Here is a 21,825-nt window from a genome sequence, read left to right on the forward strand (position 1 = left end):
GATACGCTGAAGACCGTCGATGGTCAGAAACGGACAGTACGGGGGTCATCGTGCCCATGCGACATGTCTCCGGCAGCACGCGGGCGGGCGACACTGCGATCCCCGGGTTCGGCTTCAACCCGCCGACCTCACCTGTCCCCGGCACCCCTCTCCCCAGCGCCCCCGTCCCCGGGTTCGAGATCACCGACATCGTCACCCTGCACACCCGCATGACCGACGGCGGCCTGGAGCGCGTCCACCGTGTCGGCTTCCACACCATCACCCTGATCACCGAAGGCAGCGGGGAGCACACCGTCGACTTCGTCACCCATCCCTGCCGCCCCGGCACCCTGCTGTGGATCCGCCCCGGCCAGGTCCAGCGCTTCGGCCGCCCCGGCGCGATCAACGGCACACACCTGCTGTTCACCCCCGCCTTCCCCGCTCACCTCGGCAGCGGCACGCACCTTCTCGACGAGTGGTACGGCCCTGTCTGCCGGCAGCTCGGCACCACCCCCGACCACGCCACCGTCGCCACGCTGCTGAGCCTGCTGCGCACCGAGTCCACCCGGCGCCCCGGCCCCGTCTCCCCCGACATCCTCCGACTCGAACTCAGCACGCTCCTGCTGCACATCGACCGGCTCCCGGGGCACGACGCGCGGGCCGAGCCGCGGGCCGGCGGCGGGATCTACGCCCGTTTCCGCACCGAACTGGAACGCTCCTACGCCACCAGCCGACGCGCCGAGGACTACGCGAGCCGCCTCGGGTACACCGTCAAGACCCTCACCCGCGCCTGCCTGGCCGCCACGGGACAGAGCGTCAAGCAGGTCATCGACGCCCGCGTCGCCCTGGAGGCCCAGCGGCTGCTCGCCCACACGGACCGGCCCGTCGCCCTCGTCGCACGCCGCCTCGGCTTCTCGCAACCCACCAACTTCGGCAAGTTCTTCACCCGCCACACCGGCACCACGCCCGGCGACTTCCGCCGTCTGCAGCGGGCTTCGCCGCCGTGAGCGGCGCCGCACGGGGCCGGTCGGTAAATAGGTGGCGTGGCCTGACGGGCGTCGCGAGACTGCCCCGGTGACTTCTGCCGCGCTCTCTCCCCTGCTGCGCCCTCGTGCTCTGGAGCCCGGGGACCTCGTCGTCGTCGCGGCGCTGTCCGGGCCGCTCGATGCCCGATACGCGCCCGATCTCGAACGGGCGGTGGCCGAGATCCGGCGGCTGGGGTTCCGGGTGCGTCTCGCGCCGCTCCTCGAGGCCGGGCGGCACCGCTGGTGGAGCGCGGCGCGGCCGGACGAGATCGCCGAGGAGTTCAACGGTCTGCTGCGCGATCCCGAGGTGCGTGCGATCGTCGCGCACGACGGCGGCCAGACGGTGTTCGGATACCTCGACCTGATCGACTTCGACGCGGTCAGGGCCGATCCCAAGCCGCTCCTCGGCTACAGCGACATCTCGCTGCTGCACCTGGTGCTCCACGCCCGCACGGGCCTGGTCGGGTTCCACGCCGACCTGGCCACACCCGGTCTCGGCGGGCACTGGCAGAGGGCGTCAGCGGCGCGCCGGGAGGAGCTGCGCTCGCTGTACTCGGCGCTGCTGACCGGCACGGAGCCGATCGGCGCGCTGCCCACCGGTCCGTCGTGGGAGTGCTGGCGGGCCGGGCGGGCCGAGGGTCCGCTGATCGGCGGGGTCGTCAACCGCATCGTGCTGGTGCAGGCGACGCCGTTCGCGCTGCCGCCCGAACGGTTCGACGGCGCGGTGCTGTTCTGGGAGGAACTCGGCGGGCAGGCGTCGTACGTGTGGAGCTATCTGCACATCCTGCGGCACAGCGGGATCCTCGACCGGATCTCCGGCATGGTCGTGGGTGTTCCGCAGGCGGTCGACGGGCTCGGCTCGCCGTCCCTGGCCGAGATCGTCCTCGACGTCCTCGGTGACCGTGACATCCCGGTCCTGGGCAACGTCGAGATCGGGCACGCGGGCCCGAATCTGCCGATGCCGGTCGGTGTCCGTGCCGCCCTCGACGCGACGGAGCGGACGCTGTCGCTGCTCGAACCGGCGGTACGGCCGAAGGCTCGCGGCTGCGTCAGAACATCCGCCGGATGACGTCGATCGTCCGGCTCAGGTGCGGCTCGACGCGGTCGGAGCGGTGGGCGACGGCGAGGGCGACCGTGGCCGCCGGGCGGACCAGCGGCCGGTAGGTGACGCCCGCGAGGGCGAGCGCGGTCACCGGCTCGGGGACGACCGCGGCACCGAGCCCGCCCGCGACGAGGGTGATGAGGGTGGAGGTCTCGCCCACCTCGTGCCGGATGCGCGGATCGACGCCGGCGTCCCGCAGCAGTCCGAGCACCACGTCGTACATCACGGAGCGCCGGTCGGCGGAGTGGACGATGAGGTCGGTGGAGCCCAGCTCCGCCACCCGGACCTGTTCGCGGCGGGCCAGCGGGTGGTCGGCGGGCAGCGCGACCACCAGCCTGTCGTGCCGCAGCGGCGTGACCGTCAGCGAGAGGTCGGCGACGGGCGGCCGGAGCAGCGCGAGGTCGATCTCGCTGGTCCTCAGTGCCTCGACCTGGTCGGGGGCGAGCATCTCGCCGCGGAAGGCGAAGTCCACACCGGGCAGTTCGGTCGCCAGACGGCGGGAGAGCGTCGGCAGCAGGCTGTAGGTCGCCGAGCCGACGCAGCCGATCGCGAGGTGTCCGACCGCGCCGGCCTCGACCCGGCGGGCCTCGTGGGCGGCGTCGTCGAGGTCGGAGAGGATCGCGCGTGCCCGGGCCAGGTAGGAGCGGCCCGCCTCGGTCAGGTCGACGCGGCGCGTGGTGCGGTGCAGCAGCTCGACGCCCAGCTCCGCCTCCAGCTGGCGGATCGCCTGGGAGAGCGGCGACTGGGCCATGTGCAGCCGGTCGGCCGCGCGGCCGAAGTGGCGTTCCTCGGCGACGGCGATGAAGTACGTGAGGTGGCGGAGATTCACCACTGAGACTCGCAGCAGCTCAATTGGGTCGGATATTCGTCCTTCACCGTATCAAGTCGCGCGCTTAGCGTGGACTGCATGACAGCTTTCGTCTATGCCGCCGCCCGCACGCCCTTCGGGCGTTTCAACGGCGCCCTCTCGGACGTCCGTCCCGACGACCTCGCGGCGGCCGCGATCACCGGCCTGCTCGCCAAGACCCCCGGTCTCGACCCCGCCTCGGTCGACGAGATCGTGTGGGGCAACGCCAACCAGGCGGGAGAGGACAACCGCAACGTCGGCCGGATGGCCGGTCTGCTGGCCGGGCTCCCGGTCTCCGTGCCCGCCACCACCGTCAACCGGCTGTGCGGCTCGTCGCTCGACGCCGCTATCATCGGCTCGCGGACCATCGACGTGGGCGACGCCGACGTCGTCCTGGTCGGCGGTGTGGAGTCGATGACCCGGGCGCCCTGGGTGCTGCCCAAGCCCGACCGCGCGTTCCCCGCCGGCAACGTCACCGCCGTCTCGACCACGCTGGGCTGGCGGCTGGTGAATCCCCGGATGCCTGCGGAGTGGACGGTCTCGCTGGGCGAGTGCAACGAGCAGCTGCGGGACCGGTTCGGCATCTCGCGCGAGCGCCAGGACGAGTTCGCCGCCCGTTCGCACCGGCTGGCCGCCGAGGCCTGGGACGAGGGGTTCTACGACGATCTGGTCGTCCCCGTCGAGGGCGCCGACCTCGTCCGCGACGAGGGCATCCGGCCGGGCTCCACGACGGAGAAGCTGGCCGCGCTGAAGCCGTCGTTCCGCAAGGACGGCACGATCACCGCGGGCAACGCGTCACCGCTCAACGACGGCGCGTCCGCCGTGCTCCTCGGCTCCGAGGCGGCGGCGGACGTCATCGGGCTGGCCCCGCTGGCGAGGATCGCCGGCCGCGGTGCCTCCGCGCTGGAGCCCCAGGCGTTCGGGTTCGCCCCGGTCGAGGCCGCCGAGCGCGCGCTCGCACGGGCCGGCGTCAAGTGGGACCAGGTCGGCGCCGTGGAGCTGAACGAGGCGTTCGCGGTGCAGTCCCTGGCCTGCGTGGACGCCTGGGGGACCGACCCCGGGATCGTCAACGTCAAGGGCGGCGCCATCGCGATCGGGCACCCGCTGGGCGCCTCCGGCGGCCGTATCCTCGGCACGCTCGCGAAGGTGCTGTCCGAGCGCGGGGAGCGGTACGGCGTGGCGGCGATCTGCATCGGTGTCGGGCAGGCGCTGGCCGTGGTGCTGGAGAACGTCGGGACCTCGGCGGTGGGCCGATGAGCCGGGCCGAGATACTCGAGAGCGTCGACGAGGCGGTGGCCGGCGTCGAGGACGGCAGCACCGTCCTGGTGGGTGGCTTCGGGCTGGCCGGTATGCCCTTCGACCTCGTCGACGGGCTGATCCGGCAGGGCGCGAAGGACCTCACGATCGTCAGCAACAACGCCGGCAACGGCGAGGTCGGCCTGGCGGCGCTGCTCAAGGCGGGGCGGGTGCGGAAGGTGATCTGCTCCTTCCCCCGGCAGGCCGACTCCTACGTCTTCGACGAGCTCTACCGCGCCGGCAGGATCGAGCTGGAGGTCGTCCCGCAGGGCAACCTCGCGGAGCGGCTGCGCGCGGCCGGTGCCGGCATCGGCGCGTTCTACTGCCCGACGGCGGTGGGCACGCCCCTGGCCGAGGGCAAGGAGCTGCGCACCATCGACGGGCGCGACCACGTGCTGGAGTACCCGATCAAGGGAGACGTCGCCCTCGTCGGCGCCCACCGCGCCGACCGGATGGGCAACCTGGTCTACCGCAAGACCGCCCGCAACTTCGGTCCGGTCATGGCCACCGCCGCCACCCTGACGGTCGTCCAGGTCGCGGAGGTCGTGCCGGTCGGCGCGCTCGACCCCGAAGCCGTCGTGACGCCGGGCATCTACGTGGACCGGGTCGTCACGGTCCAGCCGCGCCAGTACCTGTCCCAAGGAGCCCGCTGATGGCACTCACCCCCGACGAGCTCGCCGCGGCGGTCGCCCGCGACATCCCCGCCGGTGCCTTCGTCAACCTGGGCATCGGTCACCCGACCAAGGTCGCCGACCACCTGCCGGCCGACTCCGGCATCGTCCTGCACACCGAGAACGGCATGCTCCACATGGGCCGGGCGGCCGTGGGCGACGAGATCGACCCGGACCTGACCAACGCGGGCAAGGTGCCGGTGACCGAGCTGCCGGGCGCGTCGTACTTCCACCACGCCGACTCCTTCGCGATGATGCGCGGCGGCCACCTCGACGTCTGTGTGCTCGGTGCCTACCAGGTCGGCTTCAACGGAGACCTGGCCAACTGGCACACCGGGCGTCCCGACGCCATCCCGGCGGTCGGCGGCGCCATGGACCTGGCCATCGGCGCCAAGGACGTCTACGTGATGATGACGCTGTTCGCCAAGGACGGCTCCCCCAAACTGGTGCCGTCCTGCACCTACCCGCTCACCGGGCGGGCCTGTGTGAGCCGGGTCTACACCGATCACGCGGTCTTCGACCTCACCTCGGGCGAGGTGAAGATCCTGGAGACCTACGGCACCACGCCCGAGGACCTGTCCGCCCGGCTCGGGCTGGACCGGGTGGCCTGACACCCCCGGACGCGGCCGGGGGCACCGCGCGGCGCCGTCGTCACCCGCCGGCGGCGGCGCCGGCGGGCGGCTCGCCCGCCCAGGCCGCGTGCAGCAGCGCCTCGATGCCCTCCCGGGTCAGCGGGCGCGGGTTCGCGTACGGGCTCGCGAGGGCCAGCTCGGCGATGCGCGGGACGTCCGACTCGGCCATCCCGAGGTCGGCGAGCGAGCGGGGCGCGCCGAGCCGGCCGGCCAGGTCCCAGAGGCCGCGTGCCGGGTCCGGGGTTCCGCCCAGGGCGCGCGAGAGAGCCGCGACCGCGCCGGGGGCGGCCGGAGCGTTGTAGGCGAGGGCGTGCGGGAGGACCACGGTGTGCACCGGGGAGTGGGGAAGGTCCAGGGTGCCTCCCAGCACGTGGCAGAGCTTGTGGTGCAGCGACATGGTGGTGGCGCCGAGCACCGCGCCGCACAGCCAGGAGCCGTACAGGGCCTCGGTGCGGGCGTCGAGATCGCTGCCGCGGACGGCCAGCCGGGGCAGCGCCGCGCCCAGCGCTCTGACGCCCTCCTCGGCCATGAGCGAGACGACCGGCGTGGCGTCCGGGGCGTAGAGCCCTTCCACGGCGTGCGCGAGGGCGTTCATGCCGCTGGTCACCGTCATGCCGGTGGGCAGGGAGAGGGTGAGCTCGGGGTCGTACAGGACGCTCGCGGGCAGTACGCGCGGGTCGCGGCCGGTCCGCTTGGCGCCCTTCTCGGTCAGGCCCCAGACGGGGGTCATCTCCGATCCCGCGTAGGTGGTGGGGACGGCGATGACCGGCAGGCCGTGCTCCAGGGCCACGGCCTTGCCCAGGCCGACGGCCGATCCCCCGCCCACCACGACGCAGCCGTCCGCGCCCAGTTCGGCGGCCCTGGCCCGGGCGCGGTGCGCGACCTCGACGGGCACGTGCATCCGGGCCTCCGGGAGCACGTCGGCGGCGCTCTCGCCGAGGACGTCCGCCACGAGCTTTCCCGTGGCTTCCTGCTCCGGGGAGCAGAGCACGACGACACGGGTGAGTCCGAGGGCGGAGACCTCCTCGGGGAGACGGCCGAGGACGCCGGCGCCGAAGGTCACGCGCATCGGGAGCGCCTGGTAGGTGAAGGAACCGATCATGTCGGCGGGATCCCAATCTGTGCGTGCGTGCTCGGCGGGGCGTCTCGCCGCGCCGTCATGGTGTGCCGGCCCCGGTCCGGACCGCCGGCCCGGTGGAGTGCGGGGCCCGGTCGTCGCGCAGCAGGGCGACATCGAAGTGGACCGTGCGGAACGGGTTGGCGACACCGGCCTCGCCGGCGCGCTCCGGGTCGTCGACGAGGGGGAAGCCGCGGACGAGGCTGTCCTTGACGCCGAAGACCGCGTCGGAGTCCAGGTAGGGGCTCTCGTCGACGAAGAGGTGCGTGGTGACCGGGAGATGGCCGTCGGCGGCGACGATGAAGTGCACGTGTGCCGGCCGGTTGGGGTGCCGTGCGGTCGCCGTGAGCAGTTCACCGACCGGGCCGTCGACGGGGATCGGGTAGTAGCGGGGCAGGACCGACCGGAACCAGAAGCGTCCGTCCTCGTCGGTGGTGAACAGGCCGCGCAGGTTCAGCTCGGGCTGGAGGCCGGGCTGCTGCACGTCGTAGAAGCCGTCGGCGTTGGCCTGCCAGACGTCGACCAGGGCGCCGGCCAGCGGCCGGCCGCCGGGTCCCGTCACCCGGCCGGTGACCAGGCAGGGTTCTCCCTTGCCGTCCAGGGCGATGTCCGCGCCGAGTTCGCGGGGCGGGGACTCCACCATGTGGAACGGGCCGAGGACCGTCGACTCGGTCGAGGCGCCCCCCGTCCGGTGGTTGACCGTCTCCACCAGCATGGAGACGCCCAGGACGTCGGAGAGCAGGACGAACTCCTGCCGCACGTCGTCGCACTTCTGCCCGGTGCGGGTGAGGAAGTCGATGCCCGCCTCCCACTCCTCCGTGGTGAGGTCCACCTCCTTCACGAAGGCGTGCAGGTGCCGCACCAGCGAGGTCAGCACCTTCTGCAGGCGCGGGTCCGGGGTGTCGGCGAAGCTCTCGGCCACCACGTGCTCCGAGCGCTCTTCGCTGAACCGTTCCATCGTGTCTCCTTCGTACTGACCGGTGACCGGCGCCTTCGCGCGCCGTCTCCCGCACCGCCTGGTCGGGCGGTTCCGCGGTGTGGCGCTCGCCGCGAGCGCCACACCGTCCGGACTACTTCCACAGGGCCCGGTACTTGGCCTGGTAGCCGTCTCCGCCGAACCAGTTGCTGTCGTCCCAGCCGGCCTGGCTGATGTCGAGCGACTTCACGTTATCGGCGTTGAAGACACGCACCGGCGAGAGGTACTTCGTGGCGTCGACCTTCTGGCCGGTCATGAGGCGCATCAGTACGTCGGCCTCGTTCCAGGAGGTGCGCACGACGTCCCAGCCGACCGTCGTGAACAGGCTCTTCTTCGCCGCCAGGTTCTGGAGGTCGCTGAGGGTCGTGGCGGCGGTGGACGCGGGAACGGTGCCGTTGCCGGCATCCGTCGCGCCCTGGGAGGTGGCGTCGGCGATGTTCGAGAACTCGGGCATCAGGTAGTCGACGCCGGGGTGGGCGAGGATCGCGGCGCTGACCTTCGACGGCAGCTGCTGCGTCTCGGCGGACTTCGTCTCGACGGTCGTGACCTGGCAGCCCGGGCAGTAGGTGGAGAACTCCTTCATGCCGGCCTCGTAACGGGACTTGGTCGAGTCGCTGTCCGTGATCTCCGTGGCGACGACCTTGGCCTTGCCCTTGGACTCGGCGATGATGGCGTCGGCCGCCAGCTCCACGGGGAGGTTGGGCTCGGGTCCGACCGTGACCACGGTGGACGGGGAGTTCGCCGGCAGCGGAAGGGTGCCCAGGACGACGGGTATCTTCGCGTTCAGCGCCTTCTGGTAGGACTGCTGCGCGATCGTCGGGGAGATCGAGTCGATGATGATCCCCGTGTAGCCCCCGTTGACGGCCTGGTCCAGACACGCGGACATCGTCGCCGGGTTGGCCTGGGCGTCACAGATGTCGACCTGGACACCGGCGGCCCGGAACGCGGACTTGAGCGCCTTCCAGCTGGTGACGAAGAAGGGCACCGAGGCCACGGCGGGGATGTACATGACCTTCTTGGTCTTCAGCGCCGCGGGGTCGCTGAGCTTCTCGGTCGGGATGTACCCCTCGGTGGCTTTGGTGTACTTCGCGATCTGCTGCTCGGCGTGGGTGACGCCCGCCGGGTCGTGACCGGAACTCTTGGCGGTGGTGTCCTGCGAGGACCCGCAGCCGGCGACGGTGAGGGCGATGGCGACGGCCGTCGCGGAGAACGCCGCGCGTCTACCGCTCCTTCTGTACATCTTTCTGATCCTTTCGTAGCTGGCCGGCGCACCGGGCGGGGCCGGCCCGACATCTCCTTCAGCCCTGCTGGGACCGGCGGAGCACGAGCGTCGAAACGGTGACGGCGAGTATCAGCGCGGCGCCGTAGAAGACGTCGCTGACCCAGCCGGTGAAGCCGAGGATCTGGAGCCCGAGGATGCCCGTCTGCAGGAAGTAGACGGCGATGACCATGCCCAGCGGGTTGAACCGGCCGGGCTGCACGATGGCCGTCCCGAGGAACACGGCCGAGAACGTCGGCAGGAGGAACGAGCCCGAGCTGGAGGGGTCGTAGCTGCCGAGGCCCACGACGAGGAGTGCGCCGCCGACGCCGGACAGCAGCCCCGACACCGCGTAGGCGCCGATGCGGACGCCGGCGACCGGGATGCCCGCGAGGCGTGCGACCTCGGGGTTGGAGCCGACGAACCGCATGTGCCGGCCGAGCGGGGTGAACGTGAGGATGTAGAACCCCGCGATCGAGGTCGCGAGCGCGTAGTAGAACACGAGCGGCAGGCCGAGCAGCGTCGTGTTCGTGACCGCCGCCGTGGCGGCGCTCATTCCGCTGATGGTGTTCGAATGCGAGATGAGCAGCGCGAGCCCGAGGAGCAGGGTGGCCATGCCGAGGGTGACGACGATGGCGTTGATCCCGAGTTTGACGACGACGAGCCCGTTGATGACGCCGACGAGGACGGAGGCCGCCACCGCGACCGCGACCGCGGCGGGCACCGGCCATCCGTGGAGGACGGCGAGGACGGGGACGATCGTCGCCGCCAGACCGAGGTTGGAGGCGATGGACAGGTCGAACTCGCCGACGACGAAGACGGCGATCAGCGCGAGTCCGAGGAAGATCAGCGCCTGTCCCTGCTGCGATCCGAAGATCGCCCGGAACATTCCCGGCTGGAGGAAGGAATCCGGCCGCAGCACCGCGTAGAAGGCGGCGAGCAGGGCCCAGAGGCCGACGACGGCGAACCGGCCGCTGATCGAGCCCAGGGTGATCAGCCGGGGCCGGGGGAAGTCCGGCGGCTGCGACGTGTCGACGCCGTCCGCGGCGCTCTCGGTGTCAATCTGCGGCATGGGCGATCTCCAAGCTGATACCGGTGTAAACCGCGTCGATGATGGTGTGCGGCTCGAGTTCCGCATCGGTCAGCTCGCGCACGATCCGGCCGTCCCGCATGACGAGCACGCGGTCGCAGACGGCGGCGAGGTCGGTGGTCTCGAGCGAGGACACCAGGACCGCGACTCCCTGCGAGGCCTGGCGGCGCAGCTCGCGCAGGATCTGCTGCCGGGCGCCGACGTCGACGGCCTGCGTCGGTTCGTGCACCACCAGGACGCGGGGCTTGTTCCCCAGCCACTTGGCCAGCAGGAGCTTCTGCTGGTTGCCGCCGCTGAAGCTGCCCAGGCGCAGGTCGGGGTCGGGGGGCGAGAGGCCCAGTGACCGGACGGCGTCGGCGAACTCGGCGAGCTGCCACTGGCGTCGCAGCCGGGTCCGGCCGCCCTTCGTGTGCAGCCGCGGGAGGGTGAGGTTCTCCAGCGCGGTCATGTCCGCGGCCAGTCCCTGGCCGAGCCGGCTGCCGGGCACCAGGCACAGGCCGGACCTCATCGCCGTGGCGGGGCTCAGCGAGCGCACCACCAGTTCGGCTCCGTCGATCCGGAGGGTCCCCTGCGATCCGCTCTTGGAGCCGGTGAGCACGTAGGGCAGGGCGTCGTAGGCGGAGTCGCTCGTTCCTATGACGCCGACGACCTCGCCGGCGAACATCCGGAACGAGGCGCCCTTGAGGCCGGAGCCGGTCAGGTCGACGGCGGTGAGCACTTCCTCGCCGCGTCCCGCGCCGCCTTCCTTGAGCTTCTCCGTGCCCTGGTACGCCGCGGCGGACCTGCCCAGGATGAGCCGGGTGAGGTCGGCCTCGTCCAGGCCCTCGGTCAGCTGGCCGACGACGGTGGCCCGCCCGTCCTCCAGCACGGTGACCCTGGAGCAGAGCGCGAGGACCTCGTCCAGTCGGTGGCTGACCATGAGCACGGAGGTTCCCGATGCCGCGATGGCCCGCACCTGGGCGTACAGCTCGTGCAGGATGTCGCGCGGAAGGGACTGCGTGGACTCGTCGAGGACGATGAGACCGGTGCCCGGTTCGATGCCCTGCAGTGCGCGGGCGATCGCGACGCTGGCCCGCTCGGCGTGGCGGAGCGTGCGGACCGTCGTGTACGGGTTGATCGAGGTCGCGCCGAGCGCGGCCAGTGCCCGTACCGCGTGCGTCGCCTCGTCGCGCCAGCTGATGCGGCGGGTGACCCGGCCGGCCGCGTAGCGGCCGACCCGGATGTTCTCGACGACGCTGGCGTCCAGGTCGAGGCCGAGTTCCTGGTGCACGAAGGCGACGCCGTGCTTCTGCAGTTCGCGGGCCGACACCGGCATGGCGACGGCGGCACCGTCGACGCGGATGTCGGCTCCCTCGTCCGGCGCGTGCACGCCGGAAAGCACTTTGATGAGGGTGGACTTGCCGGAGCCGTTCTGGCCGACGAGTCCGTGGATCTCGCCCGGCAGGACGTCCAGGGCGACGTCGTGCAGCACGCGGACACGTCCGAAGGTCTTCGACGCGTTCGTGATCGACAGCCTCGGGACCGTCGTCGCGTCCGCCGCCGTCACCATGCGGAGTGTCCTGCCTCGACCGGTACCACGGCACCGGTCATGAAGGAGGCCTGGTCGCTCGTCAGGAACAGCGCCACGTGGGCGATCTCCTCCGGGCGGGCGAGGCGCGGCATCATCTGACGGCCGGTCAGCAGCCGGATCGCCTCGTCGCGGTCCTCGAAGCTGGCGATGTGCCCGGCGGCCATGGCGGTGTCGACGCCGCCCGGACAGATCGCGTTGACCCGGATGTCGGGAGCGAGCTCGGCCGCGGCCGACCGGGTCAGCCCGATCACCGCGGACTTCGAGGCGCCGTACACGCCCACGCCCGGGAGGGCGACGAGGCCGCCGATGGAGGAGACGTTGACGATCGCCCCTCCCCCGGACTTCCGCATCTCGGGCACGACGCGCTGGATCGCGAGCAGCTGCGAGAGGCAGTTGACGTGCATGATCTTGTCGAAGTCGGCGACGGTGGTCTCCATCAGCGACTGCGGGATCAGGATGCCGACGTTGTTCACGAGCCCGTCGATGCGGCCGAACCGTTCGACCGCGGTGGTCGCGAGCTCGTCGATCGTGGCCGCGTCGGAGATGTCTCCGGACACCGCCGCCGACAGGTCGGGGGCGAGCAGCCGCGCCGTCTCGTCCAGGGCGTCCTTGTCCAGATCGGTGATGCCGACCCGGGCGCCGGCCTCGGCGAAGCGCACCGCCGTGGCGCGCCCGATGCCGCTGCCCGCCCCGGAGATCAGGACGACCTTCCCAGTCATGTTCGTCATCGTCGAGCGGAGCCTTTCTCGGGAGTCAGGGGCAGGGCGCCGAGGCCGCGGAAGCCGCTGGCGTGGAAGACCAGGGGCGCGACGTCCTCGTTCGCGCGGTGCCGTCGCACCCGCAGGACCACGAGTTCGTGGTCGCCGTAGGTCGCGACGTCGTGGATGTTGCACTCGAGCCAGGCGGCGGCGCCGGCGATGAGGACGGCGCCGTTGCGGGTGGCCGACCAGCCGGCCCCGCTGAGCCGGTCGAACCGGCCGCGCCGGGCCAGGTTGCGGCACAGCACCTCCTGGTCCGCGGCGAGGACCGACAGCCCGATCCGCGGGCTGGCCGCCAGGAGGGACCAGGTGGACGAGCCCTGCTGTACGCAGACCGAGACCAGCGGTGGCTCGACCGAGACCGTGTTGAACGAGCTCACGGCGAAGCCGACGGGGTCGCCGTCGTGCATGGCGCACATGGCCATGACCCCGGTCGGGAACTGTCCGTAGACGCCGCGCAGCGACCTCGGGTCGGCGGCCAGTGCCGCCGCGTCGTCGAGTTCGATCGTCACGCCGACGCCTGTCCCACGCTCGCGGGCTGCGGCTCCGGGGCGACGAGGCACGAGCCGAGCAGGCGGTAGTTGCCGGGCGAGACGGCGATGTGCTGTCCGGCCGCGTGGACGTCGCGCAGGAAGCGCTCGAACGAGTTCGGCAGGTACAGACCCGACGTACCCGCGTGCCGGAAGGCCGTGTGCGCGCATTCCAGGGCGACCTCGGTGACGTGGGTCGCGACGGCCAGGCCTTCGCTGCCGGGCCGGGTGACGTCGGCGGTGTCGTCGGCCAGGACCTCGTAGGCGTGCTCCTGCACGGAGACCGCGAGCGCCTCGGCGGCGTCGAAGGCCATGCTCAGCCGCCCGAGGTCGGAGACGACGTGGTCGGGCCGGCCGCGCCGGTCCGCGAGCGTCGCCAGTTCGCGCAGCGACCGCCGGCCGATGCCCAGCGCGATCCCGGTGTGCTCGTAGGCGGCCTTCGCGACGCCGCCCAGCCGGTACTGCGGGCCGCCCCGCAGCCGCGTCTCGGTCGGCACGATCCGGTGGTCGGGCACGAAGTACTCGCTGAGCGAGACGTCGTAGCTGCCGGTGCCGCGCAGTCCGAGGACGTGCCAGGTGTCGTGGATCTCCACATCGGACTGCGGGACGACCCCGTGCACCGTCGTGCCGGGCCCCTCGTCGAGCGTGCCGCACAGCCGGACCCACGAGGACTGGCGGACGCCGCTGCAGGTCTTCCACCGCCCGTCGAAGACGTAGCCGCCCGTGACCTTCCGGGCGCGGCCGGTGGCCGGTGTCACTCCGGCGGCGATGGGGACGCCGTCCGCGAAGACCTCTTCGACACCCTCGTCGGTCAGGAACGAGCTCATGAAGCCGGCGCTGTTGTTGTTGACCATGACGTTCCAGGCGGTCGACACGTCGATCTCGGCGATCGCCGCGAGGACCAGCATCTGTGTCGCGGGCGAAGCCTCGGTGCCACCGAGCTCCCGGACCGGCTTCATCCTGAGCAGCCCCACGTCGGCCAGTGCTTCGACGGCCTCGGGGACGAGATGTCTCACCTCCTCGGACTCGCTCGCCGTACGGATGAGGACGTCGCGCACCTTGGCGACGGACCCCATCAGATCCGCACGCACGGCGTGTTCGTCATTCCTCTCGACGTCAGTCATGGCCCTCTTCCCCGGGCGAGACCGGCAGACGCGCTGCGGTCTCACGTTGTCGCGGTGTTACGAGCACGTTGCTGCCCGCATGGCGGAATTTCTAGACTGCATTGCGGGCAGCGTCAAGACCTGCGTGTGTCATCCGCCTACGACCGGCTCACGGCATTCGAGGCGGTTTCCTGGGTCTGAAGCGCTGAATGGCGCTTATGGAGAGGGTGGTTGACCACCCGTCAGGCATACCGAAGGCGCCCTGAGCGAACGGGTCACAAACCCGTCCGCGCAGGGCGCTGGTCAGTCGGAAATCAGTCGGAAATCAGTCGGAGACGTCAGCCGTGGCGGAGACCCTCGGCATCGCGCCGCACGGCCAGCAGGGCCTCGGTGATCTTCGCCTCGACGAGGCCGAAGCGCTGCGACGGCACGACGACGGAGACGGCGAGCGGGACGCCGGCGGCGGACCACAGCGCGATCGAGGCGCAGCTGACCCCGATCGCCGACTCCTCGCGGCTGTACGCGATGCCCGCCGCCCGGATGGCGGCGAGATCCGCCGCCAGCTCCGCGCGCTCCGTGAGCGTGCTCGGCGTGAGCCGTTCCAGCGTCGAGGGCAGCATGGCGAGCGCGGCCTCCTCGCTGTGGGCGGCCAGGATGGCCTTGCCCTTCGCGCTGCAGTGCAGGGGGAAGCTCTGCCCCGTCTCGGCGATCGCGCGCAGGGTGTGCGAGGTCGTCGGGATCACGTGCAGCACGCGCACCCGGCTGCCGTCCTTGATCGCGCAGTCGACGGTCTCCCCGAGCTGCTCGGACAGGAGCCTCATGTACGGCTCGACGGGGCGCCACAGCTCGGTCGTCCCGGCCGCGGCCATCCGCGCGAAGACCGGCCCGATCACCACCTGGCCGGGCAGGGTGCCCGCGGCCAGGAACTCCTCGGTGATCAGGGCGTTGACGATACGATGCACCGTCGAGCGGGGGAGGCCGACCCGCTCGGCCAGCTCTGTCAGACTCAGCCCGAACGGTTCGACCTCGAGGACCCGCAGCAGCTGAGCCGCACGCGCGATCACCTGCACACCGTTGGTGGACTCCAGACCTGCCATGAGCCGCACCATACCGGCCGTTCCGCCGTCCGGGCGAACCCCTGCACTCGTTGTCGTGATCACACCATACAGACGGAGGTACGCGGTTCCCCCACGCCCCTTGTGTCCCGGCCGCTGGAAAGTTACGTTCATATTCCGCCGCCATACGAGACGGCGCGACCGCATCGCGGGCGACATCAGCAGCCATTCGTCACAACGGAGCCCCTCGGTGACCGATGCCATCAACACGCTTCCCCCGCTCGATCCGCGATCGACGGCGCTGCTCAACGTTCACTGGCAGCACGACATCGTCGATCGGTCCGGCCCCTTCGGCGCCTCCTTCGCGGACGAGATCGAGGGCGGGGACGTCGTCCGGCACGGCGCGGAGCTGCTCGCGCTCGCACGCTCACACGGAGTGCTGGTCGTCCACGCCCGCGCGGCGTACCGGCCCGGCTACCCCGACCTGATCGACAACTGCGCCCTCTTCGAGGAAGTCGCGAAGACACAGGCCCTTCAGGAGGGGAACCCCGGCACGGAGATCATCCCCGAGTTCGCCCCACGGCCGGGGGAACCGGTCTTCAGCCACGCCAGGATCTCCGCCTTCCTGGGCACCGAGCTCGAACTGGTGCTGCGCACCCGCGGCGTCCGGAACGTGATCGTGACGGGAGTGGCGACCAACGTCACCGTCGAGGGAAGCGCCCGAGACGCCGTGAACCTGGGCTACCGCACGATCATCGCCTCCGACGCCTGCGCCGCCGCCGATCAGCAGGCCCACCAGGCGACCCTGGCCACCTTCCGCCTCCTGGGCTGGGCGGCCGACACGACCGAGATCGAGACCCGGCTCGTCCGCGCCGCCGACCACGCGCACCGAGACTGACGCCGGCTCCCGCCGCACCTCCCGAGGGCCGCTTCCCGGCCCCGGAGGTGCTGTTGGGCAGGCCCGGGGCGCCGGACCGCTCCGCGGCGCCGCACCGGGCCGGCTTCCGAGCGGCCCTCGTCGCCGCCGTCGACGAGGAACCGTCGCAGGGGCGTGCGGGCGGGGTGGGTTCTCAGACCGATTCCAGGGCTGCTCCTCGGTGACGTATCCACGACACGATCAGTTCAGTGGTGCCGGCGAGGACGTCGTCGCTGAAGAGCGCCCTGGGCGAGTGGTTGGCGGGAAGGTCCCCGCCCTCCCGGACGGCCGCGCCGATCAGGAGAAACGCTCCCGGCACCCGGTCGAGGACCCATGAGAAGTCCTCGGAGATGCTGATCGGCCGCTCCAGCCGGACGAGGTCCCGTCCGCTGTGGCGCAGGACCTCCTCGACAACTTCCAGTTCCCGGGGATCGCTCACCACCGGAATGGTGTCCCTGCGGAAGGCGACGTGGGCTTCGGCACCGTGGGCGGACGCGATGCCGTTCGCCACGCGCTGGACCAGGATCCGCACCGCCTGTTCGACCTCGGAGGAGAAGGTCCTCAGGACGCCGCCGGCCACCGCCTTGTCCGGCAGGACGTTGCGGGCCTCGCCTGCGTGGAGCGACCCGAAGCTCAGCACGGACGGATCGAACATGTCGGTCTGCTGGTGCATCGCGGCGCTCATCTCGCCGATGAAGGCGGCCGCCGCGGTCAGCGCGCTGCGTGCCAGATGAGGTGCCGACCCGTGGCCGCCCTGTCCCCGGAAGGTCACGTCCACGAGGGTGGAGCCGGCCATCACGCTGCCGGCGCGGGAGGCGACCTGGCCGGGTGCGAGCAGGTGCGCGAGGACGTGGAATCCGAGGGCCGCTGCCGGGGTCGTTCCCGAGACCTCAAGGAGACCTTCGGCAAGGGCCAGTTCGGCACCTCCGTGGCCTTCTTCACCGGGCTGGAAGAAGAAGACGCAGTCCACCCCGAGGCCGGCGGCGTTGCGGTGGGTCTCCAGGGCCGCCTCCAGCACGACCGCCATGTGGCAGTCGTGCCCGCAGGCGTGCATGGCGGAGCCTGTGGCGGCCCACTCCAGGCCCGTCTCCTCGGCCAGGGGCAGCGCGTCCATGTCGGACCGGACCAGCAGGGTCGGCACATCGCGCCCCGCGGCCCGGTTCACGCGCCCGCCGCGGACGACGGCGGCGACGGAGGTCTGGCGGCGGCCGGTGTGGATCTCGATGCCGGCGGCCGTCAGCGCGTCGAGGAGGTAGGCCTGGGTCCGAGGCAGGTCCAGGCCCACCTCGGGGTGCCGGTGGAACCAGCGCCGGTGTCCGACGATCGACGGGAGCTGCGGTGTCACCACGAGACCACCTCACCGAGTTCGACGTAGGTCGATGTTCCGTCGGACCAGGCGAGACGGAATCCCGTCACTCCGCCGCCGTCGTTCGCGGCTGCAGCCGGCTCGAAGGTGACGGCTGTGTCCCCGGGCAGTGCTCCTTCCCGCAGGCGGTCCAGGCCCGGGCGTGGCGGAGAGGACGCCGTGCGCACAGTGAGCGCCTGGATGCCCACCGGGGTCCTCCCTCCGTCCCCGGGCGTGGCGGCCAGGGCTCCTGGCGAGGGCTGGTCGGCACCGCGGTGGAGCAGGAAGGGAAGGTGTCCGGCCCGGACGACCTCGTCGACGCCGAACAGGTCTACCGCGACCGTGCCGCGCCGCAGATGCTGAGTGGACATGCCGTCGGGCACGGCGAACGAGGGCGCCTGCGGAGCGGACCAGAGCGCAGGCATGGTGGGTTCCGTGAGGCGTGCGGAGACCAGGCGGCCGAACGGTGTGGCACTGGCCAGGGCGGCGTCCACGACAGTGACCAGTTCGAGGTAGCCGTGTCCCAGCGGCACGATGAGGTTCTCGGTGCCGACGCCCTGGTGCACGCCGCCCGGACGGACTTCCAGGCCGAGCCGGGAGCGTACAGAGTGTGCGGCTTTCTTCAAGTCGGGCGTCGCCATCACTATATGATCGACAGAGACATGCCATTCGCGCATTTCCGGATTTCGCTTTCCTTACCAGAAGGGATCAACACGGTGTTGCCGGATGTGGAGACCAGGCCCGGGACCGACGCGGCGTCGGCGCCCATCTTGAAGATCGGGCATGTTGCCTCGCTCGTGGGCGTCACCACCTCACGGTTGCGGTTGTGGGAACAACAGGAGTTGATCACTCCCCGGCGTACGGCATCGGGGCAGCGGCAGTACTCGATGCAGGACGTCAAGCGCCTGGAGCGGATCCGGCGCCACCTCGACAGCAAGAACATGACCATGGTGGGGCTGCGGCGGCTGCTCCAGCAGGAGGACGGGACCGCGGACGATGTGCCCGAGGTCCTGGGGCCTTCGCTGGGGCAGCGGGTCAACGCGCTGCGCAGGCGGCAGAAGATGAGTCTGCGTGCCTTGTCCGAGAAGATCGGGATCAGTGCCTCCACGCTGAGCGCCTTCGAGCGGGGTGTGAGCCAGCCCAGCATCGGCAAGCTGACGCAGATCGCGCATGCCCTGGGCACGACGACCCCTGACCTGCTGGGAGTGTCGAGCGCGGACAATCAGATGGTTGTCCGCAGCGACGAACGCATCGCCCTGCCGTTCGGCACCCCGGGTGTGACGGTGGAGAACCTGTACAAGTCCTCGACGGTGCTGCAGTCGCAGATGGTCACGGTGGAACCGGGGTGCGGAAGCGGCGAGCCGATGAGTCACGAGGGTGAGGACTTCCTGACCGTCGTGGAGGGCCAGATCGACATCACGCTCGACGGCATCGAGTCCTGCCGGTTGGGCGCCGGCGATTCCATGACGTTCGCCAGCACCCGCCCGCACACCTACGAGAACCGCGGCACGGTGACGGCGCGGGTCGTGTGGGTCAATACGCCTCCGTCGTTCTGACCCGCACGACCGCGCCGTCCGCCGTCAGTCCAGGATGGCGACCGCCCTGATCGGTGACCCTGTTCCGCCGGTGATGTTGAGCGGCAGCCCGTAGTAGTCGAACCTCTGGTTGACCAGTCCGCCCAGGTTCGCGAGGTGCTCGGTGTTCACCAGCCCGTACTTCCGGCAGACCATGTGACCGCTGAACCCGGTGTCGAGGCTGTTGTCGATCGCCGCGCAGTCGGTGCCGATGTTCACGACGCCCTTGCGCGCCAGGTACTCGGCGCCGTCCCAGGAGAATCCCGGGTTCTGCTCGATGTAGCGCTTGCTCGGGAAGTAGCGGTCGCCGTAGTCGAACCACGCCAGGACGATGTCGCCCGGCCGGATCTCCTCGCCCGCGGCGGCCAGCTTCTCCTCGGCCGCCTTCACGTCGTCGGGGCCGGCGTATCCGACCCGCTCCGGGTCGGGGTCGCGGAAGGTGACGTGGGAGAGGTCCAGGCAGACGGCCGACCCGTAGTAGTAGGCGAGCGGCGTGTTGTCGATGGTGCTGCCGTCGGGGTCGTACTCGATGGTGGCGTCGGCGTGCGTGCCGGCATGCTCGCTGATGATCAGGTTCCGGGCGTAGAAGCCCTCGGAGGTGCCGTACTGCTCTTTGAACTGTTCGTGGGTCTGGTTGACCGGGGTGAAGGTCCTCTGGTGGCCGAACCACATGGGCATGCCCTCGTACAGCGGGCGGGTCAGGTCGACCAGCTTCTTGCGCTGTTCCAGCAGGTGGCCGCCCAGAACCGGAACCTGGACCTTGTCCTTCTGGTCCGTGGAGCCGTTGACGGAGTTCATGCTGCGCCTTCCTCGTGGATGGGGGCCGCGAAGGACCCGAAGTTGCGGTCGAAGTACATGAGGGGTGCGGGCTCCGCCTCGCTGGTGACGTCGGCGGAGACGATGTCCGCGACGACCAGGAGGTGGTCGACGGCTTCCACGTGGAAGACGACCCGGCACTCCATGTTGATCAGGGCGTTGCGGATGCCGGGGAGGCCGAGTGCGGCGCCGGGCCGGCCGAGCCAGGAGTCGTGGATGAACTTGGACTGCCCGGGCCGGGCCAGGCTGGAGGCCAGGGCTTCCTGGTCCGATCCCGGGATCGCGACGCCGAACGACTCGTGCTCGCGGATGTACTGGGCCGTCACGTTGGTCTTGGTGATGGACAGCGACAGCCGGGCGGGCCGGGCGGAGAAGGAGGAGCAGGAGCTGAGGGTCAGTCCCCAGGGCCGGCCGTCCACGAACGAGGTCACGATGACCACGCCGGCTCCGAGCCGGCGCATGCAGGAGGCGAAGACGTCCACCTCGATGCAGGGCCGGTCGCCCGGTCCCGCGTGGCGCAGGACCGGGGAGCGGGCCTCGGTGGGCTGTGCGGTCATCACTCGACGCCGACGTAGTCGCGGACCAGGCGGGCCGCGGCGGACCGGTCGGTCTTGGAGTAGACCAGGTGGCGCACGAAGGCCGGCGGCGTGGCGTTGACGTTCTCGAAGAGGGCCACCCGACCGGCGTGGGCGCCGCTGGTGAGGTCCCAGACGAAGTTGAAGAAGGTGTTCTTCTCCCGGGCGGTGTTGCCGGTGCCGGGGAAGAAGGACTCCATGCGCGGCCCGAACTCGGGGTGGTCCCAGACCTTCTCGGGCCAGCGGGCGATGAGGGCCTGTCCGCACAGGTCGCGCAGGATGTGCATGATGCGCGGGTAGTTCTCGATGGAGTACAGGCGGCCGGCCGTGGTCAGATCCGGGTTGGGGACCTGGAGGCCGCACCACTCGACCGACTCGTGGATCGTCGCGAGGGAGTACGCCTTCAGCGTCTGGGCGTACATCGTCACGTCGGCGACGGCGGCCTGGACGCCGGGGATCTTGTCGGTGCCCAGCATCTCGGTGATGACCTGGGCGACGCCGGCGAAGATCTCGGCGCGGAAGGCCAGCCGGGTCATCACCGACCACAGCGAGTAGGCGCAGCTCTCGTAGTACAGGTCCAGCAGACCCAGGTTGTACTTGCTGAAGACGTATTCGCGGGGGACGAAGACGTTGTCGAAGATGATCGTCTGGTCGAGTTCCTCGCCGGCGTGGTCGAGCGGGTGGTCGGCGCGCGGGGTGTTCATCCTCGCGGTCGACTCGCGCAGGATCAGCGACAGGCCGGGAGAGTTGACCGGGATGGCCGCCCAGATCGCCGCCTCGGGACCGACGCCGCCGCCGAGGGTGGTGGAGAGGGTGAAGAAGTGGGCGAGCGAGCCGATGCTGCCGGCGACCTTGGCACCGGTGAGGACGATGCCGTCGGGGCGGTCCTCGACGATCCGCAGCTGGGAGGGGCGTTCGTTGCGGGGGATGTTCTTGTCCGACTGGGGGTCGGCGATGAGGTCGGTGCTGAGCAGGTTGTAGTCGCCGGACAGCTTGACGAAGTCGCGGATGTTCTGGGCGAACTCGGGGTCTTCCGCCTCGATGCGGTCGATGGTGGAGAGGAAGCCGAGCGCCATCATCGCGCCGTAGTCGTTGGGCCGGCCGAACATGCCCATGGTGCGCTGGGTGATGAGACGGGTGGCCTCACGCTTGGCCAGCAGGTCGTCCCTGGTCCGCGGCACCTGCCAGCCGATCGCGCGGCGCCCGCCGTCCTCGCCCACGTAGGTCAGCGCGTCTCGCAGGGCGGGGTCGAACTGGGCGTCCTGGATCTCGGCGATCTTGTTCACGGCGCGCAGGTCGGGGTGGGCGGTGACGTCCTCGATGTCCTGGCCCTGCGAGTCGATGATGCGCCGGCCGTCGCGCAGCGAGGTCTTGTACTGCTCGCCGGTCAGCAGGTGCCCGCCGGAGGCGTGTATCTGGTCGGTGACCTTGTCGATACGCAGTCGCTGGAAGTCGGTCGCCGTGTCGGGCGTGGTGGTCATTGCTCATCTCCTTGCTGGAGTGCCGCGGGTTCGACACCTGTGCTGGGGCGTTGCCGCGATGCGGCAGGATCGGTGCCGGCGCTGGTCGCCGGCGGCACTGGCTGGGCAC

The 21,825-nt window shown here is 70.9% G+C and carries 22 protein-coding genes; 7 read left to right on the forward strand and 15 right to left on the reverse strand.

What is annotated here, in order from left to right; all coding sequences use genetic code 11:
* Positions 1 to 56 precede the first annotated feature (56 nt).
* Together ACZ619_RS27060 and ACZ619_RS27065 are read left to right on the forward strand one after the other, a co-directional pair.
* Positions 57 to 986, forward strand: coding sequence for a helix-turn-helix domain-containing protein (locus tag ACZ619_RS27060; protein WP_469604155.1), 930 nt, complete (start codon positions 57 to 59; stop codon positions 984 to 986).
* A 67-nt stretch (positions 987 to 1,053) separates the two neighbouring features.
* Complete coding sequence (locus tag ACZ619_RS27065; RefSeq protein WP_469603947.1) at positions 1,054 to 2,073, forward strand: S66 peptidase family protein; 1,020 nt, start codon at positions 1,054 to 1,056, stop codon at positions 2,071 to 2,073.
* On the opposite strand, the gene ACZ619_RS27070 is transcribed toward ACZ619_RS27065, so the two are convergent.
* Positions 2,054 to 2,935, reverse strand: coding sequence for a LysR substrate-binding domain-containing protein (locus tag ACZ619_RS27070; protein WP_469603949.1), 882 nt, complete (start codon positions 2,933 to 2,935; stop codon positions 2,054 to 2,056). The two genes, ACZ619_RS27065 and ACZ619_RS27070, sit on opposite strands and share 20 nt — an antisense overlap.
* A 78-nt stretch (positions 2,936 to 3,013) precedes the next feature.
* Between ACZ619_RS27070 and ACZ619_RS27075 the strand changes: the two genes are divergently transcribed.
* Genes ACZ619_RS27075 through ACZ619_RS27085 form a run of 3 tightly spaced genes read left to right on the forward strand, consistent with a single transcriptional unit; the run spans position 3,014 to position 5,531 of the window.
* Positions 3,014 to 4,210, forward strand: coding sequence for a thiolase family protein (locus tag ACZ619_RS27075; RefSeq protein ID WP_469603952.1), 1,197 nt, complete (start codon positions 3,014 to 3,016; stop codon positions 4,208 to 4,210).
* Positions 4,207 to 4,902: a 3-oxoacid CoA-transferase subunit A gene (locus tag ACZ619_RS27080; RefSeq protein WP_469603955.1), complete on the forward strand. Its 696-nt coding sequence runs from the start codon at positions 4,207 to 4,209 to the stop codon at positions 4,900 to 4,902. The genes ACZ619_RS27075 and ACZ619_RS27080 overlap by 4 nt, the downstream gene beginning before the upstream one ends.
* The gene (locus ACZ619_RS27085; RefSeq protein WP_469603957.1) at positions 4,902 to 5,531 is read left to right on the forward strand and encodes a 3-oxoacid CoA-transferase subunit B; all 630 of its coding nucleotides are present in this window, start codon (positions 4,902 to 4,904) and stop codon (positions 5,529 to 5,531) included. The genes ACZ619_RS27080 and ACZ619_RS27085 overlap by 1 nt, the downstream gene beginning before the upstream one ends.
* Positions 5,532 to 5,571: 40 nt before the next feature.
* Here the strand turns inward: ACZ619_RS27085 and ACZ619_RS27090 are convergent, their stop codons facing one another.
* From ACZ619_RS27090 to ACZ619_RS27130, 9 genes are all read right to left on the reverse strand, one after another.
* A complete protein-coding gene (locus ACZ619_RS27090) occupies positions 5,572 to 6,654 on the reverse strand; it encodes a maleylacetate reductase (protein WP_469603960.1) in 1,083 nt (360 codons plus the stop codon).
* A 55-nt stretch (positions 6,655 to 6,709) separates the two neighbouring features.
* Positions 6,710 to 7,627: an intradiol ring-cleavage dioxygenase gene (locus ACZ619_RS27095; protein WP_469603962.1), complete on the reverse strand. Its 918-nt coding sequence runs from the start codon at positions 7,625 to 7,627 to the stop codon at positions 6,710 to 6,712.
* Between the two features lie 112 nt (positions 7,628 to 7,739).
* Positions 7,740 to 8,885, reverse strand: coding sequence for a sugar ABC transporter substrate-binding protein (locus tag ACZ619_RS27100; RefSeq protein ID WP_469603964.1), 1,146 nt, complete (start codon positions 8,883 to 8,885; stop codon positions 7,740 to 7,742).
* A gap of 58 nt (positions 8,886 to 8,943) precedes the next feature.
* Positions 8,944 to 9,975, reverse strand: a complete 1,032-nt coding sequence (locus tag ACZ619_RS27105; RefSeq protein ID WP_469603967.1) for an ABC transporter permease — start codon at positions 9,973 to 9,975, stop codon at positions 8,944 to 8,946.
* Positions 9,962 to 11,542, reverse strand: a complete 1,581-nt coding sequence (locus ACZ619_RS27110; protein ID WP_469603968.1) for a sugar ABC transporter ATP-binding protein — start codon at positions 11,540 to 11,542, stop codon at positions 9,962 to 9,964. Before ACZ619_RS27110 ends, ACZ619_RS27105 begins: the two co-directional genes overlap by 14 nt.
* Positions 11,536 to 12,282 carry an SDR family NAD(P)-dependent oxidoreductase gene (locus ACZ619_RS27115; protein ID WP_469603970.1) on the reverse strand — a complete coding sequence of 249 codons (747 nt, stop codon included), beginning with the start codon at positions 12,280 to 12,282 and terminating at the stop codon, positions 11,536 to 11,538. Before ACZ619_RS27115 ends, ACZ619_RS27110 begins: the two co-directional genes overlap by 7 nt.
* Before the next feature lie 5 nt (positions 12,283 to 12,287).
* Positions 12,288 to 12,833, reverse strand: a complete 546-nt coding sequence (locus ACZ619_RS27120) for a flavin reductase family protein (protein WP_469603972.1) — start codon at positions 12,831 to 12,833, stop codon at positions 12,288 to 12,290.
* The gene (locus ACZ619_RS27125) at positions 12,830 to 13,975 is read right to left on the reverse strand and encodes an acyl-CoA dehydrogenase family protein (protein WP_469603974.1); all 1,146 of its coding nucleotides are present in this window, start codon (positions 13,973 to 13,975) and stop codon (positions 12,830 to 12,832) included. The genes ACZ619_RS27120 and ACZ619_RS27125 overlap by 4 nt, the downstream gene beginning before the upstream one ends.
* Positions 13,976 to 14,292: 317 nt before the next feature.
* Positions 14,293 to 15,051: an IclR family transcriptional regulator gene (locus ACZ619_RS27130; protein WP_469603977.1), complete on the reverse strand. Its 759-nt coding sequence runs from the start codon at positions 15,049 to 15,051 to the stop codon at positions 14,293 to 14,295.
* 208 nt (positions 15,052 to 15,259) lie between these two features.
* On the opposite strand from ACZ619_RS27130, the gene ACZ619_RS27135 reads away from it, so the two are divergent.
* Positions 15,260 to 15,907, forward strand: coding sequence for a cysteine hydrolase family protein (locus ACZ619_RS27135; RefSeq protein ID WP_469603980.1), 648 nt, complete (start codon positions 15,260 to 15,262; stop codon positions 15,905 to 15,907).
* Positions 15,908 to 16,079: 172 nt separating this feature from the next.
* Here ACZ619_RS27135 and ACZ619_RS27140 read toward each other — a convergent pair whose 3' ends face one another.
* A complete protein-coding gene (locus ACZ619_RS27140) occupies positions 16,080 to 17,273 on the reverse strand; it encodes a M20 metallopeptidase family protein (protein WP_469603982.1) in 1,194 nt (397 codons plus the stop codon).
* Entirely contained in the window at positions 17,267 to 17,911 is a 645-nt protein-coding gene (locus tag ACZ619_RS27145) for a VOC family protein (protein ID WP_469603985.1), read from the reverse strand. Before ACZ619_RS27145 ends, ACZ619_RS27140 begins: the two co-directional genes overlap by 7 nt.
* 6 nt (positions 17,912 to 17,917) lie before the next feature.
* Between ACZ619_RS27145 and ACZ619_RS27150 the strand changes: the two genes are divergently transcribed.
* Positions 17,918 to 18,826, forward strand: coding sequence for a MerR family transcriptional regulator (locus tag ACZ619_RS27150; RefSeq protein ID WP_469603987.1), 909 nt, complete (start codon positions 17,918 to 17,920; stop codon positions 18,824 to 18,826).
* A 24-nt stretch (positions 18,827 to 18,850) separates the two neighbouring features.
* Here ACZ619_RS27150 and ACZ619_RS27155 read toward each other — a convergent pair whose 3' ends face one another.
* Genes ACZ619_RS27155 through ACZ619_RS27165 form a run of 3 tightly spaced genes read right to left on the reverse strand, consistent with a single transcriptional unit; the run spans position 18,851 to position 21,716 of the window.
* Positions 18,851 to 19,642 carry a cyclase family protein gene (locus ACZ619_RS27155; protein ID WP_469603989.1) on the reverse strand — a complete coding sequence of 264 codons (792 nt, stop codon included), beginning with the start codon at positions 19,640 to 19,642 and terminating at the stop codon, positions 18,851 to 18,853.
* Positions 19,639 to 20,217 (reverse strand): flavin reductase family protein, encoded by a 579-nt coding sequence (locus ACZ619_RS27160; RefSeq protein WP_469603992.1) that lies wholly within the window; start codon positions 20,215 to 20,217, stop codon positions 19,639 to 19,641. Before ACZ619_RS27160 ends, ACZ619_RS27155 begins: the two co-directional genes overlap by 4 nt.
* A complete protein-coding gene (locus ACZ619_RS27165; RefSeq protein WP_469603994.1) occupies positions 20,217 to 21,716 on the reverse strand; it encodes a 4-hydroxyphenylacetate 3-hydroxylase N-terminal domain-containing protein in 1,500 nt (499 codons plus the stop codon). Before ACZ619_RS27165 ends, ACZ619_RS27160 begins: the two co-directional genes overlap by 1 nt.
* Positions 21,717 to 21,825 lie beyond the last annotated feature (109 nt).

Source organism: Streptomyces sp. NPDC104367 (assembly GCF_055583825.1).

Bases quoted from the DNA above. Each gene is read 5' to 3' on its own strand.
- ACZ619_RS27160 (WP_469603992.1), bottom strand. From the start codon at position 20,217: ATGACCGCACAGCCCACCGAGGCCCGCTCCCCGGTCCTGCGCCACGCG.
- ACZ619_RS27115 (WP_469603970.1), bottom strand. From the start codon at position 12,282: ATGACTGGGAAGGTCGTCCTGATCTCCGGGGCGGGCAGCGGCATCGGG.
- ACZ619_RS27150 (WP_469603987.1), top strand. From the start codon at position 17,918: ATGATCGACAGAGACATGCCATTCGCGCATTTCCGGATTTCGCTTTCC.
- ACZ619_RS27110 (WP_469603968.1), bottom strand. From the start codon at position 11,542: ATGGTGACGGCGGCGGACGCGACGACGGTCCCGAGGCTGTCGATCACG.
- ACZ619_RS27085 (WP_469603957.1), top strand. From the start codon at position 4,902: ATGGCACTCACCCCCGACGAGCTCGCCGCGGCGGTCGCCCGCGACATC.
- ACZ619_RS27155 (WP_469603989.1), bottom strand. From the start codon at position 19,642: ATGAACTCCGTCAACGGCTCCACGGACCAGAAGGACAAGGTCCAGGTT.
- ACZ619_RS27080 (WP_469603955.1), top strand. From the start codon at position 4,207: ATGAGCCGGGCCGAGATACTCGAGAGCGTCGACGAGGCGGTGGCCGGC.
- ACZ619_RS27145 (WP_469603985.1), bottom strand. From the start codon at position 17,911: ATGGCGACGCCCGACTTGAAGAAAGCCGCACACTCTGTACGCTCCCGG.
- ACZ619_RS27060 (WP_469604155.1), top strand. From the start codon at position 57: ATGCGACATGTCTCCGGCAGCACGCGGGCGGGCGACACTGCGATCCCC.
- ACZ619_RS27090 (WP_469603960.1), bottom strand. From the start codon at position 6,654: ATGATCGGTTCCTTCACCTACCAGGCGCTCCCGATGCGCGTGACCTTC.
- ACZ619_RS27105 (WP_469603967.1), bottom strand. From the start codon at position 9,975: ATGCCGCAGATTGACACCGAGAGCGCCGCGGACGGCGTCGACACGTCG.
- ACZ619_RS27125 (WP_469603974.1), bottom strand. From the start codon at position 13,975: ATGACTGACGTCGAGAGGAATGACGAACACGCCGTGCGTGCGGATCTG.
- ACZ619_RS27130 (WP_469603977.1), bottom strand. From the start codon at position 15,051: ATGGCAGGTCTGGAGTCCACCAACGGTGTGCAGGTGATCGCGCGTGCG.
- ACZ619_RS27075 (WP_469603952.1), top strand. From the start codon at position 3,014: ATGACAGCTTTCGTCTATGCCGCCGCCCGCACGCCCTTCGGGCGTTTC.
- ACZ619_RS27095 (WP_469603962.1), bottom strand. From the start codon at position 7,627: ATGGAACGGTTCAGCGAAGAGCGCTCGGAGCACGTGGTGGCCGAGAGC.
- ACZ619_RS27165 (WP_469603994.1), bottom strand. From the start codon at position 21,716: ATGACCACCACGCCCGACACGGCGACCGACTTCCAGCGACTGCGTATC.
- ACZ619_RS27100 (WP_469603964.1), bottom strand. From the start codon at position 8,885: ATGTACAGAAGGAGCGGTAGACGCGCGGCGTTCTCCGCGACGGCCGTC.